Source organism: Streptomyces sp. NPDC046862 (assembly GCF_040704615.1).
Taxonomy (GTDB): domain Bacteria; phylum Actinomycetota; class Actinomycetes; order Streptomycetales; family Streptomycetaceae; genus Streptomyces.
The window spans coordinates 16,681-34,450 of record NZ_JBEYXP010000041.1; the positions used below are offsets into that span (position 1 = coordinate 16,681).

A 17,770-nucleotide genomic window follows, 5' to 3' on the forward strand; every position below is an offset into this window, starting at 1 on the left:
GGGGGGATGAGTTCACGCTCTGAAGGAGTCGGGAAGGAGGCGGTCTCGTGGGAGCTCCTGTTGGATCACAGGACGGGCACGGGCTCGATGGCGGCGGCCGGGGCCGGGCAGTATGCGCGGTATGGGGAGACGCGGGGGATGCGTGGGAGCGGGCTGTCTGGCCGTGGCGGTGGTGGCCGGCGTCCTGCTCGTGCTGGTCGTCGGCGCGGTGGTGTCGTTGAAGCTCGATGACCGCAAGGCCGAGCGAGATGCCCGGGACCAGCTGGCCTCGACAGTTGACGGGACGCGGGCCGGGCTGTCGCGTGCGGCAGCCGACGGCGTACTGGTCGACACCGAGATCCGACGGGCTGTCACGACCTGGCTGAAGAGTTCGGGCGAGATCCGGCGGGACGGCCGACGAGTGACGGTGACGGCGCGCTTCGCCGTGGTCGTGGGCGGGGGGTTCGCTGTTTCCGGCGACGCCGACGGCTGCTTCCGCTTCGAGGTCGTCCCGGCCGTGGGCCAACCGCCCGTCTCTGTGCGCGAAATGCCGTACAAGGCCTGTGGGTACGAAACCTGGCGGTTGCGGCGTGACCCGGCCGACGTGGCCGATGACGTCGTCGCCGAGCTGCGGGCCGCGGTGACGACGAACGGTGCTGAGGGTGCCCGTACGGCGGATGTGTGGACGACCCCGGGCATTGAGGTGGAGGACACGGAGTGGGAGGGAGGTCGGTTCACCGCTCTCGTATGGCTGTCAGGTGCCGGTCGGGAGGGCCGGGCTGTCGAGGACTGCTATGAGTTCCGTGTGCGAAGCGACCTCGACGCGGTCTTCGCCAAGAAGCTCGAGCCGGACGGCTGTTACCGCATCGAGCGGGAGAGAGACGGAAGCTGAGGGGCCGGATCTCCGTCGTGGTGCTCTGGTGGTCCTCTGGTGGTTGGGCGGGGCCTTCTCGTGTTCCGGGTTCTGTGTGTGGGCGGCAGCGGCCCGGCGGGGGGCGTCGGGTACGTCGCGTACGGGGTCGTCGGCGCGTTGTGCTGCCGGGGGCGCCCGGGTCTTCAGGGGCGCGGGGAACAGCGCGACCAGCCACGACGCACCCGCAGCCGCCCCCCACAGAACCAGGCACACCATATTCGCTGGAACCGCCGGAGGCACCCCGCTAGCGTCTCACCGCATGACGGACATACAGGGCACGTGTACCGACCAGTTCGCCGCCGTACGCGACGCGTTGGCGGCCACGCTCGCAGACCGTGACGTGGGCGCCTCCGTGGCGGTGTACGTGGACGGGGAGCCCGTGGCCGACCTGTGGGGCGGCTTCGTGGACGAGGCGCGTACCGTCCCCTGGGAGCGGGACACCCTCACCAACGTCTGGTCCACCACCAAGACCATGACGGCCCTGTGCGCGCTGATCCTCATCGACCGCGGCGAGTTGGACCCGGCCGCCCCGGTCGCCGCGTACTGGCCCGAGTTCGCCGCGGCGGGCAAGGAGAAGGTCCAGGTCAGGCATCTGCTCGGCCACACCGCCGGGCTGCCGACCTGGGCGGAGCCGATGACGGTCGAGGACCTGTACGACTGGCCCACCGCCACCGGCCGTCTCGCCGCGCAGGCCCCGGCCTGGGAACCGGGCACCGAGGCCGGCTATCACGCGCTCACGCAGGGGTATCTGGTCGGAGAGGTCGTCCGCCGGGTCACCGGCCGCCCGCTGGGCACGTTCTTCGCCGAGGAGGTCGCCGGTCCCGTGGGCGCCGACTTCCACATCGGGCTGGGGGAGGAGCACGACCACCGGGTCGCCCCCGTGATTCCGCCCCCGAGCACACCGGATCCGTCGTCCCCGCTCGGTCGCCGCGGCAATCCGGATGTGCCGCCCGCCACTGCCAACACGGCGGCCTGGCGGCGCGCCGAGATCCCCGCCGCGGGCGGTCACGGCAACGCTCGCTCGGTGGCCGCCGTGCAGTCCGTACTGGCCTGCGGCGGCACGGCACGGGGCGTACGGCTGCTGTCGGAGGCCGGCTGTGAGCGCGTGTTCGAGGAGCAGTTCCGCGGTGAGGACAGCGTGCTGGGCGTGCCCATGCGGTACGGACTGGGATACGGGCTGCACAGCGGCCAGTTGCCCAACCCGCGCAGCTGCTTCTGGGGCGGCTGGGGCGGCTCGATGGTCCTGGTCGACCTCGACGCCCGTATGACGGTGGCGTACGTGATGAACCGGATGCTCCACCAGGAGTCGCTCGGCGACGACCGGGCGTTCCTGATGCTGGCTGCCGCGTACGAGGGGTTCTCGGTCTAGCCGGAGGGCACGCCGATTCCGGCGTGGCGGTGCCGGATGAAACGAGCGGGGCCGGAGGGCATCGGCGGCTCCCTGGGGCAAGGGACCGTCCCGGTATCTCTGCGGGGGATCGGTGAAGTCCTCACCGGTGCGAGGGATGTCGGAGGGCCGGGAGGTGGGCGGACGGGGGCCCTGGCGAGGGCGTGGCGGGGCTCATGCGAAGATCGCTCACGGCCGAGGGAACCAGAACGCGGCATTCCCCCTCTCTAGGGTCGGGTGCCGCCCGAAGCTCCCCCCGAGGCTGCGGGCGGCACCCGGTGACCTGCAACAAGGTGTTCATGCCCTGTGCATGGTTCCGCACGGACCGTCCCGCTGATCATCGGATCACGGCCAACCACCGCCCACCGACAGGAGTTCCGCATGCCCAGCCGCCGCCGTTTTCTCGCCGGGTCCGCCGCCCTCGGCGTGACCGGAGCGGCGGCCGGGTGTTCGGCGGGCAAGGAGGCCGGGGGCGGGGACGCGGCGCAGCCGGAGGGCCGCCCGTCCGCCTCGGTCGTCCCGGCCACCCAGCCCAGGGCCCAGCGGCTCAACTTCGTCGTGGTCCTCGCGGACGACCTCGGCTGGGGCGAACTCGGCAGTTACGGGCAGAAGCTGATCCACACGCCGCGTCTCGACGCCCTGGCCGCCGAGGGACTGCGGTTCACCGACGCGTACGCCGCCGCCCCCGTCTGCGCGCCCTCCCGCTGCTCCCTGCTCACCGGACTGCACAGCGGCCACGCGACCGTGCGCGAGAACCCATGGGGGCCGGGCGGCCAGGGCAGCCTCACCGAGCACGACTTCACCTTCGCGGAGGCGCTCCGGGCCCGCGGCTACCGCACCGGTCTCATCGGCAAGTGGGGCTTCGGACCGGAGGAGCCGGACCAGCCGAGCCACCCGAACTCCCGGGGATTCGAGGAGTTCTACGGCTACATCACCCACCGCCACGCCCACGACTACTACCCGGACTACCTCTGGGAGAACGGCACCCGGCAGGAGATCCCCGCGAACCGGGACGACGCCCGCGAGGTGTACGCGCCCGACCTCATCCAGCAGCGCTCGCTCGACTTCGTCGACGCGCACAAGGACGAGCCGTTCCTGCTCTACCTCGCGCCGACGGTCCCGCACGCCCCCAGCCAGGACCCCCACCTGGGCCGGTATGCGGACGCCCCCTGGCCCCACCCCGACAAGGCGCACGCCGCCCAGGTCACGTCCTTCGACACCCTCGTCGGCAGCGTCGTCGACCGGCTCACCGAGCACGGTCTCGCCGAACGCACCCTCGTCCTCGTCACCAGCGACAACGGCCCGCACGAGGAGGGCGGCACCGACCCCGACCTCTTCGACGGCAACGGCCCGCTGCGCGGCTACAAGCGGAACCTGTACGAGGGCGGCATCCGCGTCCCGCTCATCGCCTGGTCCAAGGGCCGCGTCCCGGCGGGGACCACCGACCGGCCGACCCCGCTGACCGATCTGCTGCCGACCCTGGCGGACCTCGCGGGCGCGCCCGTCCCCACGGACATCGACGGCCTCTCCCTGGCGCCGCTGCTGCGGGGCGCCCGGGACACGGCGCGCACCCCCGTGCACGATCACCTGTACTTCTACCGGAACCACAGTGGCGTCACTCCGCGCGCCGACGTCGTCGACGGCGGCCGGGCACGGCGTCTGGCCGAGGCGGTGCGCCGCGGGGACTTCAAGGCGGTGCGGTTCGCGCCCGGTCAGGACCGGCGCGTGCCGGACGACCGCTGGCAGGTCGAGCTGTACGACCTCGCCAAGGACCCCGGAGAGCGGGACGACCTCGCGGCGGCACGGCCACGGGAGGCCGACGCGCTGGTGCGCCTGATGCGTGAGTCGTGGGCCGACACCTACGAGCGCAAACCCTTCGGTGTCACCCTCGAAGTGACCCGGCAGGGTGGGGAGTTCCTCGTGACGGCCACCCTCGCCAACGGCTCCGCCCGGCCCTGGACGGCCGCCGGGCTCTCCCTCCAGGCACCCGACCGCTGGCAGGTGCGCACGCTCGGCCGGGCGAGCGCGGACCGCGTCCCCGCGGGCGGCCGGCTCACCGCCCGCTGGACGGTCACCCCCTCCGCGGGCGCGAAGCGCGGCCGGCTGACCTGCCACGGCACGGCCACGCACGTGGGGGTGCCGGTGGCGTACGCGGCACAGGTGGTGGCGCGGTAAGCCTGTTGGTGCGTGGCTGCCGGGTGCGTTGCGGTGCCGGGTGCGCCCGAGGCTCCTGGGGGCGCGGGGCTGTGTTGATATGCGGCTCCGCCGCGTGGGCGCGACCAGCCACAGCGATCCCGCAGTCGGCCACCGTCAGAACCTGGCAGACGAGACCGGACCGGTCAGCTCCCCGCCTCCGGTTGCCACCCCAACCCACGAGAGATCCCCCGAGCCGCCAACCGCACCGCGGGTACCAGCACCGGAACCTGCGCGCCATCCTGCGGCACGACCACCGACACGGCCGCCACGACCGCGCCGTCCCGGCCGCGGACCGGGGCGGCCACCGAGAGGGCGTCGTCCGTGACCTGACGGCTGCTCACGGCGACGCCCGTGCGCCGCACCTCGGCGAGGACGCGTCGCAGGCGCGCCGGGTCGGTGATGGTGTACGGCGTGAACGCGGCCAACGGCCCCGCGCAGTACTCCTCCTGGTCGTCGGGGTCGCCGTGCGCGAGCAGGGCGAGGCCGACGCCCGTGGCGTGCAGGGGCCAGCGGGCGCCCACGCGGATGTGGACGCCGACCGCCGAGCGGCCGGAGAGCCACTCGATGTAGACGACCTCGCCCCCGTCCCGCACCGCCAGCTGTACGTTCTCGTGCGTCGCCTCGTACAGGTCCTCCAGGTACGGCAGCGCGATCTGCCGCAGCGCCAGCCCGCGCGGGGCGAGGGCGGCGACCTCCCAGAGTCGCAGCCCCACGTGGTAGACGCCGGAGTCGTCGCGCTCCAGGGCGCCCCACTCGGTGAGCGCGCCGACCAGCCGGTGGGTCGTGGTGAGCGTGAGCCCGGCCCGGCGGCTGATGTCGGTGAGGCAGAGCGCGGGGTGCTCGTGGTCGAAGGCGGCGAGTACGGCGAGCAGCCGGTCGGGCGCGGACCGCGTCGCCGACGTGGGTGTGGACGGCGCCGGTGCGGACGAGTACCGCAGCGACGGGGACCGCGGGGACGACGGCGGAGGTGTCGGAGACGGGACGGTGTCGGCGGTTATCGGCATGGCATCGGCTCTGTCTCTGCTCGGGCGGCGCTCTCTCGGTGCGGCTCTCTGCTCGGTCGGCTCGGGTTCTCGCTTCCCTGGGCTCGCGCTCGCGCTCGCGCTCGCGATCGCGCTCTCGCCCTCGCTCAGCTCAGCTCGGTCTCGGCGACCTTGTGCAGGAGAGTATGCAGGGTGTCCCGCTCGGCCGGGTCGAGGGCCTGGAGCAGGGTGTTCGTGACGCGCAGCCCGGCCTCGTCGGTGTCGCGGAGGAAGGCCCGGCCGTCCTCCGTGAGCACCACGATGCGGCTGCGCCGGTCGTCGGGCGACGGGCGCCGCTCGGCGAACCCCAGCTTCTCCAGGTCGTCGACCAGCCCCACGATCGCACTCGGGTCGTAGCCCAGCCGGGAGCTCAGCTCGCGCTGCAGCGCGCCCTCCGACGTGGCGAGGAACCGCAGCAGCGCGTAGTGGCGCAGGCGCAGTCCCGACTCCTGCAGGAACGCGTTGAAGAGCTGCCCCGACCTCAGGCCCAGCCGGTACAGCAGGTAGCCCGTGTCCGTGTGCAGCGTGCGCATCCACGGCTCCTGTGCGTCGATGAGGGCGGGGCCCACTGCGTTGTCGGTGGCGTGCTGCTGGCCGGCGATGGCTGGCTCCCTGGGCCGGGCCCCGGTGGGGCGGTACGTACGTCTGCCTCCAGCATGCCGCAACACCGACACGGCAACAACTATTGACGACAACAATGATTGTCCTTAGCTTCGATCCTGTAGTCGTGGCCCGGCCCGTCCGGCAGCCGCACCTCATCGTTCGCATCGTTCGAAGGGACCCCTCGTGCCCAGCATCGATCTCACCGGCAAGGTCGCCGTCGTCACGGGCAGCGGCCGTGGCCTAGGCCTGGCCTACGCACAGGCCCTGGCCGCCCACGGAGCCGCCGTGGTCGTCAACGACATCGACGAGGCCGTGGCCGAGGCGGCCGTGAAGTCCATCACCGAGGCGGGCGGCAGGGCCGTCGCCGAGGTGGTCCCGGTCGGCACCTCCGAGGCGGCGGACCGGCTCGTGAACCGCGCGGTCGAGGAGTTCGGCCGGCTCGACGTCCTGGTCACCAACGCGGGCATCCTGCGCGACAAGGTCCTGTGGAAGATGTCCGACGACGACTTCGACGCGGTGATCGCCACGCACCTCAAGGGCACCTTCACCTGCGCCCGCGCCGCCGCTATCCGCATGCGTGAGCAGGGCGAGGGCGGTTCCCTGATCCTCGTCGGCTCCCCGGCCGGACAGCGCGGCAACTTCGGCCAGACGAACTACGCGGCCGCCAAGGCGGGCATCGCCGCCTTCGCCCGCACCTGGGCGATGGAGCTGGGCCGCGCGAACATCACCGTCAACGCGATCGTGCCGGTCGCCGCCACCGCCATGACGGAGACGATCCCCTTCTTCGCCCCGTACGTGGAGGCCCTGCGCGAGGGCAAGCCGTTCCCCGACTTCCTGCGCAAGGGCGAGGGCTTCGGCACCCCGGAGGACTGCGCGGCCCTGGTTCCCTTCCTCGCCTCCGAGGCCGCCCGCGGCGTCACCGGCCAGGCCATCGGCATCGGCGGCGACAAGGTGGCACTCTGGTCGCATCCCAAGGAGATCAGGACGGCGTACGCGAACGGCGGCTGGACCCCCGAGGCGCTCGCCGACGCCTGGCCGACCTCGCTGGGCGCCGAGCCGGAGACCGTCGGAGTGCCCGCCCCGAAGATCCCGGAGGCGTGATGAACCCCGGCACCCCCCGCACCCCCAGTACCTCCGGCACCCCCGGCATCAACCCCGACGACCTGGTGGCCATCGACGTCCACACCCACGCCGAGGTCTCCTCCAAGGGCAAGGCGTCCCTGGCCGACGACCTGCACGACGCGTCGTCCGCCTACTTCAAGGTCGAGGGCAAGCGGAAGCCGACCCTGGAGGAGACGGCCGCCTACTACCGCGAGCGGAGGATGGCCGCCGTGATCTTCACGGTCGACGCCGAGTCCGCCACCGGCACCGAGCCCGTCCCGAACGAGGAGGTCGCCGAGGCCGCCGCCGCCAACCCGGACGTGCTGATCCCCTTCGCGTCCATCGACCCCTTCCGCGGCAAGGCGGGCGTGAAGCAGGCCCGGCGGCTCGTCGAGGAGTACGGGGTCAAGGGCTTCAAGTTCCACCCCAGCATCCAGGGCTTCTTCCCCAACGACCGCTCGGTGGCCTACGACCTGTACGAGGTCATCGAGGAGACCGGCACGATCGCCCTGTTCCACACGGGCCAGACCGGCATCGGCGCCGGCGTGCCCGGCGGGGGCGGGATCCGGCTGAAGTACTCCAACCCGCTCCACGTGGACGACGTGGCCGCCGACTTCCCGCATCTGAAGATCATCCTGGCGCACCCGTCCTTCCCCTGGCAGGACGAGGCCCTGGCCGTGGCCACCCACAAGCCCGGCGTCCACATCGACCTCTCCGGCTGGTCGCCCAAGTACTTCCCGCCGCAGCTCGTGCAGTACGCGAACACGCTGCTCAAGGACAAGGTCCTCTTCGGCTCCGACTACCCCGTCCTCACCCCCGACCGCTGGCTCGCCGACTTCGAGAAGCTCAGCATCAAGGACGAGGTCAAGCCGAAGATCCTCAAGGAGAACGCCGCCCGTCTGCTCGGGCTGACGAAACCGTAAGGGACACCCCATGTGCAATGACGGACAGGGGCGGACAGATGCGCAATGAGGGAATCGGGTCGTGGCCCGCGCGCCGGGCCCGCAAGACCCCGCACCGCACCGCCCTGATCCACGGCGACACCACGCTCACCTACGGCGACCTGTTCGAGCGCACCACCCGTCTCGCCCACGCCCTGCGCGGCGCGGGGGTCCGCCGGGGCGACCGGATCGCGTATCTGGGGCCCAACCACCCCTCGTACCTGGAGACGATGTTCGCGGCCGGCACGCTCGGCGCGGTGTTCGTCCCGCTCAACACCCGCCTCGCCGGACCCGAGATCGCCTACCAGCTCGCCGACTCCGGCGCCAAGGCCCTCGTCTACGGGCCCTCGCACGCCGGGCTCGTCGCGGGCCTGCCGGGCAGCACGGACGTGCGGACGTACATCGAGGTCGGTGCCGAGTACGAGGCGCTGCTCGCCGGGGCCGAGTCCGAGCCGATCGACCAGCCCGTCACACCCGACGACACCTGCATCATCATGTACACCTCGGGTACGACGGGCCGCCCCAAGGGCGCCATGCTCACCCACGGCAACCTGACCTGGAACGCGGTCAACGTCCTCATCGACCACGATCTGATCGCCGACGAGCGTGCCCTGGTCTCCGCCCCGCTATTCCACACGGCCGGGTTGAACATGCTCACCCTGCCCGTACTGCTCAAGGGCGGCACCTGCGTCCTGGTCGAGGCGTTCGACCCGGCAGCCACCTTCGACCTGATCGAACAGCACCGGATCACCTTCATGTTCGGGGTGCCCACCATGTTCGACCAGGTGTCCCGGCACGAGCGCTGGGCCGGAGCGGACCTCTCCAGCCTGCGGATCCTGACGTGCGGCGGCTCCCCGGTCCCGACCCCGATGATCGCCAGGTACCAGGAGCGCGGACTGACCTTCCTCCAGGGCTACGGCATGACGGAGGCCGCTCCCGGCACGCTGTTCCTGGACGCCGAACACGCGATCAGCAAGGCGGGTTCGGCGGGTGTCCCGCACTTCTTCAGTGATGTCCGCGTCGTACGGCCCGACATGACCCCCGTCGACGTCGGCGAGACCGGCGAGGTCGTCGTCCGCGGCCCGCACGTCATGCCCGGTTACTGGGGGCTCCCCGAAGAGACCGCCGCGTCCTTCACGGACGGCTGGTTCCGCAGCGGGGACGCGGCCCGGATCGACGAGGACGGCTACGCCTTCATCGTCGACCGCATCAAGGACATGATCATCTCCGGGGGCGAGAACATCTACCCCGCCGAGATCGAGGACCACCTCCTCGCCCACCCCGACATCGTCGAGTGCGCGGTCATCGGCGTGCCCGACGAGAAGTGGGGCGAGGTGCCGCGTGCGGTCGTGGTCCCCCGGGAGGGCGCCTCGGTGGACCCCGACGAGGTGCTGGCCTCGCTGGCCGGACGCCTCGCCAAGTACAAGATCCCGAAGTCGGTGGTGCTGGCGGACCAACTGCCCCGCACCGCCTCCGGGAAGCTCCTCAAGGCCCGGGTGCGCAAGCGCTACGGGAACAGCTGACTCTTCATCAACCCACTTTTAAGGACAGCTACATGAGCATCACCGTGAACGGCATCGACGAGCTCAAGAAGCTCGCGGGCAGCGACCTCGGCGCCAGTGAGTGGATCGAGGTCACACAGGAGCGGATCGACACGTTCGCCGATGCCACGGGGGACCACCAGTGGATCCATGTCGACCCGGAGAAGGCCAAGGAGGGTCCGTTCGGGGCGCCCATCGCGCACGGATACCTGACGCTTTCCCTGTTCATTCCGCTGTTCACCGAGCTGCTGGACGTCGAGGGTGTGTCGACGAAGGTCAACTACGGGCTGAACAAGGTGCGGTTCCCGTCGCCGGTGAAGGTGGGGTCGAAGATCCGGCTGGTGGGGAAGCTTGACTCTGTCGAGGACGTGCCGGGTGGGGTGCAGATCACCGTTGACGGGACGATTGAGATCGAGGGTGGGGCGAAGCCGGCCGCCGTTCTCCAGAGTCTGTCGCGTTTTTACGCCTGAGCGCCGTTGGGCTTCAGGCCGTGGGGAACCGCGCGTCCGTTGTGGCTGGTCACGCAGTTCCCCGCGCCCCTTACGGGGCGGCCCTCAGTTGCCCACGACGTCCACGAACACCGGGTTCGAGTAGAACCACGTGTCCTCCCACGGGTCGCCGTTGCCCGGCTCGTGCGGGATCGGGCCGTGGGGGTCGATCGCGGCGCCCAGGTAGCCGGTGCCGGTGCGCTTGCCGTCGCTGCCGCGCAGGCGGACGTAGAAGGACTCGTCCCCTGCGGTCACCGGGATCCGCAGGGTGTACGTGCCCGTGCGTCCGGACACGTCCACCGTGCGGGCGACCTTGGTGTCGGGCGCCCGCCACTCCTCCCGGTCGGTCACCGGGCCGCGCACCGCGCCCCGGATGAGGTCCACGTGCGCCAACTGGGGCAGGATGCCCTGCGTGTTGGGGCGGGAAGTGGTGGTCACGGTGACGTTGAGCGTCAGCTTCTCGCCCTTGCGGACGCGCAGCCGGCCGCCCAGCGTCACACCGGGACCGCCATCGCAGTCACGCTTCAGGCGGACGTCCAGACCGTCGAGCAGATGCCCGTGGTCGAGCCAGACCCGGCCCGCGCGCAGGCCCGCCATCACGGCGCGGTAGCCGTAGCGGGTCACGCCGACGTGGGTGCGGCTGAACTGGCCGGGCCAGAAGTCGCCGCCGGGCTGGGGCGAGTCCGTGTTCACCGGGTCGGGGATCCTGCCCGTGTTGTCGAAGTTCTGCCCCGGCAGCCAGTCGCCGTTCTTCCACGTGTCGAAGACGACCCGGTGGACGTCGGAGTTGGTGGTGATCGTGAACAGCTTGCCCTCGGCGAGCATCGCGTCCCACATGCCGCCGACCGTCGCCGTCATCCAGTCGAAACCGCCGTACAGCACGTACGCGTTCTCCGGGTAACCGGCCCAGGAGTTCACGGACGGCTTGTTGGTGTACTCGCCGCGCTGCGAGGTGGGGCCCTCCCAGCCGGGAATGCCGCCGCCCTGCGCGCCGGGCGCGCCCTCCATGCCGATCATGATCTCGGGAGCCGCGTCCCGCCAGTTGCGCATCTCGTGGGGCGAGTCGATGCCCAGCCGCATCGGATGGTTCGCGAAGACGAGGACGTCGTCGACGTATCCCGTACGGCGCTGCTCGGCGAGCCACTGGATGGCCTTGACCGCGTGCGCCTCGTTGCGCGCCGTGTTCGGGTTGTCCGGCGCGCCGTCCGTGTAGCCCAGCAGCTTGCCGTCGTAGGCCAGCTCGAACTGCGTGAGGACGTCGACCTCGTGGGGACCGGGCGCGGCGAAGATCGTGCAGTGCTCGGCGGCCGGGATGTACCACTCCAGGCCCTGGAAGATCAGCTGGCGGGGGTTCTCGGCACGGGCCTTGAGGATCTCCTCGTGCTCCATCTTGGCGCCGTAGTAGGCGTGCCCGAAGTTGGAGTGCTCGTTGAAGACCATCCAGTCGAGGCCGTACTTGGCGGCGGCGGTGGCCAGTTGCGAGAAGGTGTACTTCGCGTCGTGGCTGTAGACGCTGTGGACGTGGTGGTCGCCGACGAGATAGGCGAGTCTCGGGTCGTTGCCGCCGAAGCCGTCGGCGGCGGCCGCCTCGGGTATCGCCGCCGAGCCGAGGGCGAACGCGGCGCCGAACAGGCCCGCGCGGCGCATGAGCTGACGGCGGGAGACGCCCTGGGCGTCGAGGTCGGCGGGGGAGACGGACGGGTCGGCCCAGGTGGGCAGCTGCTGATCGGTCATGACGTTCCTCTTGGGTGTCACATGTGTCAGTGGTTCATGAAGCTGGTGACGGGCAGCGCCCGTGCGACGATCCGGACGTCACCGAGACGCCCGTGCAGGATCTGGTCGATCTGGCCCGCGTACTCGTAGCCGCCGAGGAGCCACGGCAGGCCGACGGAGGTGATGCCGATCGCGGCGGCCTTCGGGTTGCGCACGACCGGGCAGCCCTCGACGTAGAGAGTGGTGTGCTCGCCGTCGTTGACGACCGCGAGGTGCCACCAGGTCTCCAGCGGCGTCTCCTGACCCCAGTTGGTGGCGATGCCCTCCTGGTTGAGCGGGCGCATGGCCCACTGCGGTTCGCGGTCGTTCGACAGGGAGAGCGTGGCGATCGGCTCGTCGGGGTCGTCCGCGGTCTTGCCGGCGGCGCCGCCCGTGCCGGTGCGGCTGACGATGCCGGACCAGGCGTTGTGGTCGGGGTCCCAGTCGGCGGGGAGGCGGTAGAAGGCCTCGATGGTGTAGCCGGCCTTGAAGACCGCCGAGTTGAGGGGCGCGCCGTCGACCGTGCGCAGATACGCGCCCTTCAGCGGCGACTTGTAGCCGTTGAACTCCAGGCTGCCGTGGCCGGGCTGGTCGGGGTGGTGGTCCGCGGACCAGCCGAGCTTGCCGCCGCCCACCGTCACCAGGGTCAGGTCGTTGCCGCGTCCGGACAGGTCTCGGACCGTGCCGGACGCGGGCTCCTCGAAGCGCCAGTACGCGACCGTGCCGGGAACCAGCATCTTCGACGCGGGGCGCGCGGGGCGCGGGGCCACTGGAGCGAAGCCCGAGAAGCGCTCCTCGAAGTCGATCCCGACCGAGAACCGGTCGGCGTCGCCGGAGAGTTCGATCTCCTGCCGTTCCAGCTCGTTGAGCCCCTTCGCGGCCCGGCCCAGGATCCACGGGGAGATCGTCTCCACGTCGATGGTGTTCCGGTCGAGGTCGAAGCGGTAGAGGCGGATCATCGCGGCGCCGCCGAAGTACCGGTTCTGGTAGTTCGTCAGGTGCAGGTGGACCTCGTTGCCCGCCGCGTTCTTGCGCGTCGCACGGCCCGCGGGCCAGTAGTGCCCGTTGAGGGCGAGGAAGATCTGGTCGTGGTCTTCGACCAGCTGGTCCCACAGCTGCTGACCGTACTCGGACAACGTGTCGTCCTCGACGACGAGTTCGTGCGTGGTGAGGACGACCGGCGTCTTCGGGTGCTGGGCCAGGACGTCCCTTGCCCAGGCGAAGCCCTTGGCGGACAGCCGCCAGTCCAGCGCCAGCACCATCCACTCGCGGCCGGCGGCCCTGAAGAGGTGGAAGGTGTTGTAGCCGTCGGGGGAGGCCCCGCCGAAAGTGGGCTTGCCCTTGAAGCGGGCGGGGCCGAAGGCGTCCAGATACGCCGTCGATCCGCGCTGGTCGTCGGTGGAGGAGCGTACGTCGTGGTTGCCCGCGAGGACGCTGTAACCCACCCCCTGCCCGTCGAGCAGGCGGAACGCCTCGCTGATGGCTGCGAACTCGGGCTGCGCGCCGTTCTGCGTGAGGTCACCGAGATGCGACAGGAAGACGAGGTTCTCGTCCTTGCCGTGCTCCAGCAGATACCGCAGCGACGCCTCGACGGGCTCCTTGTCGATGCTCGGACCGTCGAAGAGGTACTGGGTGTCGGGCATCACGGCGAGCGTGAAGCGGCGGCTTTCGGGGTCGGGCCGCCAGCCGGCGGTCGTGGAGGCCGCCGGAGCGGCCTCGGCGGTCGTGGCCGGCAGCCCGACCGCGGCGGCCGCTCCGATCAGCGCGGTCGCCCGCAGGAAGTTGCGTCTGCCGGCGCCCGCCTGGGGCGCCTCCTGGGCATGCTCGTGCCCAGGCTCGTGCGAATTGCACACATCTGCTCCGTGAGAGGTCGAAGTCGGGGAGAGGGAAGGGGGGCGACGTCCTGGCGGGGAAGGGGGGTTCGACGTCCTGGAGAAGCAGCGGGGGGTTCTACGGGCCGGGCGGAGCCGGCGTCACAGGGCGCGCAGGGTCCAGCTCCAGCGATGGGTGCCCGGCGGCACGAGGTACGAGGGTGAGGTGTCCGGACCGCACGAGGCGGTGCCGACGCCCCGGTGGGCCGCGTCGACGTGGACCACACAGCCGGGCCGCGGCACCAGTTCGTCGTGGTGCGCGACCGCCGTGAGGTCCTCGGCGCGGTAGCGGGTCACGGATACCTGGCGGGGCCCGTCGAGGCGTACTGCCAGCCCGTGGCCTCCGTCCCCGGTGAGCGAGAAGTGGCGCACGCCGTGCCGGCCCCCGCTCTCCTGCGGGCGCAGATACGGGGTGAACAGCTCGTCCACGGCGGCCGCGTAGTGGCCCACCGGTGCCCCGGCACGGTCCGGGTAGCTCTCCCACGGGCCCTGCCCGTACCACGCGAAGCGGTCGAGTCCGGCGACGGTCTCGAAGACGGTGCCCACCCGGGCCACGTCCGTCAGCTCCTCGGGCAGCACCGCCGTCTCCTCGACGAGCACCCGGCCGTCCAGCAGCGCGGTGAACGTCTGCTCGTGCTCGACCGGCCCGGCGGACGTGGACCAACGGGACCGCACCTGCACCCGGGAGCCCTTCCGCTCCACGGAGACGGTCTCGCGCTCCGGACGGTCCAGCCCCCACGCACGCCAGCGGCCGGCCATGCCGCCGAGGACGTCGTTGTCGGTGGGGGCGCGCCACAGGCACAGCACGGGCGGCGCGGTCAGCAGCGGGTGCAGCAACAGACCGTCGGCGTCGGTCTCGGGCGGAGTGTCGGAACCCGGGCCGCCCGCGACGGGAAGCAGAGGGCCGGAGCCGTCCCGCAGGGACCCGTCGGCGGAGGCTGCCGCGACGCCCGCCGCCGCGTCGGCGCCCACCACCGGCTCGCCCGCGTCCGCCTCGTACCAGCGGACCTGCGGGCTGCACACCTCGGTGCCGCGCGGTGCCCACGGTTCGTCGGCGGCCGTCGTCACGCGCAGCGTCAGCCAGATCTCGCCGGCCCCGTCGAGTACTTCCGGCCGGTCGATCACGGCCGCGCCGCCGGGCGGGACGTCGGGCAGTTCGGCGGGCACCGTCCAGCTGCCTCCGTCGGCGGCGGCGAACTCCCACTCGGCGGCCAGCCACGACAGATCGCGGAAGTGCTGCCGGTTGTGCACGCGCAGCACCCGCCAGGTGCCCTCGCCCTCCACGGACAGCCGCACCGGCGCGGCGATCTCCCGGTGCTCGAACATCGCGGGCTTGGGCGTGCGGTCCGGGAAGACGACACCGTCGGCGATGAACGCGCCGTCGTGGATCACCTCGCCGAAGTCGCCGCCGTAGGCCCAGCGCAGGCCCGGTGCGGCGACACCGCGCTCGTACAGCCCGGCGCCCGCGCGCCCGGCCGGTTTTCCGTCGTTCACGCGCTGGAGAATGCCGTGGTCCCAGAACTCCCAGATGAAGCCGCCCTGAAGACCCGGGGTGGACTCGATGGCGGCCCAGTGGTCGGCGAGTGTGCCGTTGCTGTTGCCCATGGCGTGGGAGTACTCGCACTGGATGAGCGGCCGGGTCTGCTCCCCCGACAGGGCGTGGGCCACACAGTCCTCGATCGGCGCGTACATCGGGCAGGCGATGTCCGAGGCGTCGTCCGTGGCCGCCCAGTCCAGCTTGGCCGCGCCCTCGTACTGGATGGGCCGCGTCGGGTCGTGGCGGCGCACCCAGCCGGCGGCCGCGTCGTGGTTGGCGCCGTAGTCGGACTCGTTGCCCAGCGACCAGATGATCACGGACGGGTGGTTCTTGTCGCGCAGCACCATGCGCGAGACGCGGTCCACGAACGCGGACGAGTAGCGCGGGTCGTCGGCGATCTCGTGGGCGTGGTCGTGGGACTCGATGTTCGCCTCGTCCACGACGTAGAGGCCCAGCTCGTCGGCGAGGTCGTACAGTGTCGGGTCGTTCGGGTAGTGGGCGGTGCGGACCGCGTTGAAGCCGAACCGCTTCAGCGCCACCAGGTCGGCCCGCATGTCGTCGTACGACACGGTCCGCCCCGTCAGCGGATGGAAGTCGTGCCGGTTCACGCCCCGGATGTAGACCCGCTCGCCGTTGACCAGCAGGTTCCGGCCGACGATCTCGACATCGCGGAAGCCCACCCGGTGCGTGGAGGTGTCGGCGACGGAGCCGTCGGCCCGGTGCAGGCGCACGGTCAGGCCGTACAGCTCGGGTGTCTCGGCGGTCCACGTGCGCACGCCGGGCACGGTGGCGTGCAGACGGGCCTCACCGAGGAACTCGGAGACGCGCTCCTCCTCGACGTTGAGGCGGTCGAACTCGGCGTCCTGCGCGAGATGCAGGTCGTCCAACTGCCCGGTGACGTACCAGCCGTCGGGCAGCGCGCCCGCCGTCGACCGCACCCGGCAGTCCACCCGCAGCTCACCGTCGCAGCGCGCCCGCACGGTCACGTCCGCGAGGTGCAGCGGGTCCGTCGCGTACAGCAGCACCGAGCGCGTGATCCCGCCGTGCCACCACTGGTCCTGGTCCTCGATGTGGGAGGCGTCGGACCACTTCACGACGGTGAGCCGCACGGTGGCCGGCTCCCCGGACCGTACGGCGCCGGAGAGGTCGAACTCGGCCGCGAGGTGGGAGTCCTTGGAGATGCCCACCGGCCGCCCGTCCACGTGCACGAGCAGCACGCTCTCCGCGGCGCCGACCTGGAGCACGATGCGGCGGCCGGCCCAGTCGGCGGGGATGTCCACCTCCCGCTCGTACACGCCCGTCGGGTTCGCGGCGGGGGAGTCCGGCGGGAACTCGGCCCACGGCATACGGACGTTGGTGTACTGCGGCAGGTCCGCCGTGTCCTGCGTGGTCCAGGCGCCGGGAACCGACGACGAGGACCAGGTGGGGCCGGGCTCCGCGTCGGGGGACGGCAGTAGCTGGAAGCGCCACCGGCCGTCGAGGGCCACGGCGCCCTCGCGCCGGTCCACCGCGCACATGGGCATCCGCCCCCAGGAGGTCACCTCCGGTGACTCCCACGGGCGGAGCGCGTTCAAAGGGTCCAGGAACATCACCGTATGGCTCCCTTGCCGAGGTCCGCGATGATCTGCTTGGCGCCGACCGCGAAGACGATCAGCAGCGGGACGAGGGCCAGGAGCGCGCCCGTCATGACCATTCCGTAGTCGGTCGTGCCATGCACGCCGTTGAGCTGGGACAGCGCGACCTGGAGGGTCACGTTGTCCGGGTTGGTCAGGGAGATCAGCGGCCAGGCGTAGTCGTTCCACTGGCCCATGAACGTGAAGATGCCGAGGAACGCGAGACCCGGCCGGACCACCGGCAGCGCCACGTGCCAGTACTGGCGCAGGAAGTTCGCGCCGTCCAGCTTCGAGGCGTCCAGCAGCTCGTCGTGGATGGCGCTCTTCATGTACTGGCGCATCCAGAAGATGCCGAACGCGTTGGCCGCCGCCGGCACGATCAGCGCGGTCATCGAGCCGATCCAGCCGATCTTCGCCATGATCACGAACTGCGGGATGATCGCCAGCTGTGTCGGCACCATGAAGATCGCCATCAGCAGGGCGAACAGCACCCTGCGCCCGGGGAACTCGAACTTGGCGAAGACGAACGCGGCCAGCGAGTCGAAGAACAGGACCAGGAAGGTCACCGAGCCCGCGACCAGCAGCGAGTTGAACATCGAGCCGAAGAAATCGATGTTGTCGAAGAGGCTGCGGAGGTTCTCCATGAAGTGCGAGCCGGGCAGCAGCTTCGGCGGGTAGGAGAAGATCTCGCTCGACGTGTGCGTCGACATGATGACGGCCCAGTAGAACGGGAAGGCCGACAGCAGCAGCCCGATGACCAGGACCGCGTGGAGGGCGACGCCCCTGCGCCCAGAACCCTTGATGGATGCCATGGAGTGAGGCCTCC

Annotated in this window: 13 protein-coding genes; 7 read left to right on the plus strand and 6 right to left on the minus strand. The window is 71.2% G+C overall.

Annotated elements, in window-relative coordinates:
• Positions 1 to 121 precede the first annotated feature (121 nt).
• From AB0959_RS35730 to AB0959_RS35740, 3 genes are all read left to right on the plus strand, one after another.
• Entirely contained in the window at positions 122 to 871 is a 750-nt protein-coding gene (locus AB0959_RS35730) for a hypothetical protein (RefSeq protein ID WP_366830901.1), read from the plus strand.
• 280 nt (positions 872 to 1,151) lie between these two features.
• Positions 1,152 to 2,261, plus strand: a complete 1,110-nt coding sequence (locus AB0959_RS35735; RefSeq protein ID WP_366830902.1) for a serine hydrolase domain-containing protein — start codon at positions 1,152 to 1,154, stop codon at positions 2,259 to 2,261.
• A 399-nt stretch (positions 2,262 to 2,660) separates the two neighbouring features.
• Positions 2,661 to 4,454 (plus strand): sulfatase-like hydrolase/transferase, encoded by a 1,794-nt coding sequence (locus AB0959_RS35740; protein ID WP_366830903.1) that lies wholly within the window; start codon positions 2,661 to 2,663, stop codon positions 4,452 to 4,454.
• Between the two features lie 164 nt (positions 4,455 to 4,618).
• Here the strand turns inward: AB0959_RS35740 and AB0959_RS35745 are convergent, their stop codons facing one another.
• Positions 4,619 to 5,479, minus strand: a complete 861-nt coding sequence (locus AB0959_RS35745) for an IclR family transcriptional regulator (protein WP_366830904.1) — start codon at positions 5,477 to 5,479, stop codon at positions 4,619 to 4,621.
• Between the two features lie 125 nt (positions 5,480 to 5,604).
• Entirely contained in the window at positions 5,605 to 6,030 is a 426-nt protein-coding gene (locus AB0959_RS35750; protein ID WP_366830905.1) for a MarR family transcriptional regulator, read from the minus strand.
• A 253-nt stretch (positions 6,031 to 6,283) separates the two neighbouring features.
• Between AB0959_RS35750 and AB0959_RS35755 the strand changes: the two genes are divergently transcribed.
• The 4 genes from AB0959_RS35755 to AB0959_RS35770 are packed head-to-tail and all read left to right on the plus strand — an operon-like array spanning position 6,284 to position 10,153.
• Positions 6,284 to 7,201, plus strand: a complete 918-nt coding sequence (locus AB0959_RS35755) for an SDR family oxidoreductase (RefSeq protein WP_366830906.1) — start codon at positions 6,284 to 6,286, stop codon at positions 7,199 to 7,201.
• A gap of 47 nt (positions 7,202 to 7,248) precedes the next feature.
• Positions 7,249 to 8,124, plus strand: coding sequence for an amidohydrolase family protein (locus AB0959_RS35760; RefSeq protein ID WP_366830979.1), 876 nt, complete (start codon positions 7,249 to 7,251; stop codon positions 8,122 to 8,124).
• A 38-nt stretch (positions 8,125 to 8,162) separates the two neighbouring features.
• Positions 8,163 to 9,665 (plus strand): long-chain fatty acid--CoA ligase, encoded by a 1,503-nt coding sequence (locus AB0959_RS35765; protein WP_366830907.1) that lies wholly within the window; start codon positions 8,163 to 8,165, stop codon positions 9,663 to 9,665.
• A gap of 32 nt (positions 9,666 to 9,697) precedes the next feature.
• The gene (locus tag AB0959_RS35770) at positions 9,698 to 10,153 is read left to right on the plus strand and encodes a MaoC family dehydratase (RefSeq protein WP_366830908.1); all 456 of its coding nucleotides are present in this window, start codon (positions 9,698 to 9,700) and stop codon (positions 10,151 to 10,153) included.
• 84 nt (positions 10,154 to 10,237) lie between these two features.
• Here the strand turns inward: AB0959_RS35770 and AB0959_RS35775 are convergent, their stop codons facing one another.
• The 4 genes from AB0959_RS35775 to AB0959_RS35790 all read right to left on the minus strand — a co-directional run bounded on the left by AB0959_RS35775 (position 10,238) and on the right by AB0959_RS35790 (position 17,756).
• On the minus strand, positions 10,238 to 11,905 hold the full coding sequence (locus AB0959_RS35775; protein WP_366830909.1) for a PHP domain-containing protein: 1,668 nt from the start codon (positions 11,903 to 11,905) through the stop codon (positions 10,238 to 10,240).
• Between the two features lie 26 nt (positions 11,906 to 11,931).
• On the minus strand, positions 11,932 to 13,776 hold the full coding sequence (locus tag AB0959_RS35780; protein WP_366830910.1) for a LamG-like jellyroll fold domain-containing protein: 1,845 nt from the start codon (positions 13,774 to 13,776) through the stop codon (positions 11,932 to 11,934).
• A gap of 120 nt (positions 13,777 to 13,896) precedes the next feature.
• A complete protein-coding gene (locus tag AB0959_RS35785; RefSeq protein ID WP_366830980.1) occupies positions 13,897 to 16,920 on the minus strand; it encodes a glycoside hydrolase family 2 TIM barrel-domain containing protein in 3,024 nt (1,007 codons plus the stop codon).
• The gene (locus AB0959_RS35790) at positions 16,920 to 17,756 is read right to left on the minus strand and encodes a carbohydrate ABC transporter permease (protein WP_366830911.1); all 837 of its coding nucleotides are present in this window, start codon (positions 17,754 to 17,756) and stop codon (positions 16,920 to 16,922) included. The genes AB0959_RS35785 and AB0959_RS35790 overlap by 1 nt, the downstream gene beginning before the upstream one ends.
• Positions 17,757 to 17,770 lie beyond the last annotated feature (14 nt).